A 607-nucleotide genomic window follows, 5' to 3' on the forward strand; every position below is an offset into this window, starting at 1 on the left:
CGGCCGAGGCGGATGTTGTGCATCACCGAGCCCGCGAACAGGAAGGTCTCCTGGCCGACGAAGGCGATCCGGTCGCGCAGCGAGGCGAAGCGGGCCTCGCGCAGGTCGCAGCCGTCGATCTCGACGCGGCCCTCGGTCGGGTCGTAGAGCCGCATGATCAGGTTGATGATCGTCGACTTGCCGCCGCCCGAGGGGCCGACCAGCGCCGTCGTCCGCCCGGCCTCGAAGGTGAGGTCGAGCCCGCGCAGGATCGGCCGGTCCTTGCCGTAGCCGAAGCTCACCTCGCAGAGCCGCACCGCGCCCGGCCCCGCCGGCAAGGGCCGCGCCTCGGGCGCCTCGGTCACCGAGATCGGCGTGTCGAGGATGTGGTACATCATGCCGACCCCGACCATGCCGCTTTCGAGGCTGACCCGCATCCGCGCCAGCCGCTTGGCCGGCTCGTAGGCCATCAGCAGCGCGGTGACGAAGGACATCAGCTCGCCCGGCGTGGTCGCGGTGTCGCCGAAGAGGCTGACCGCGCTCAGCGCCACCACCGCGGCGATCGCGAAGCCCGAGAGCGTCTCCATCAGCGGGCTCGTCGCCGCCTCGAGCCGCGCCAGCGCATTGG

Annotated in this window: 1 protein-coding gene; it reads right to left on the minus strand. The window is 72.0% G+C overall.

The genetic code is table 11. The features are described 5' to 3' along the window. On the minus strand, positions 1 to 607 hold a 607-nt coding region (locus tag OEZ60_RS22185; protein ID WP_263341055.1), incomplete at both ends, for an ATP-binding cassette domain-containing protein.

Source organism: Albidovulum salinarum, assembly GCF_025673475.1.
Classification (GTDB): Bacteria; Pseudomonadota; Alphaproteobacteria; order Rhodobacterales; family Rhodobacteraceae; genus Albidovulum; species Albidovulum salinarum.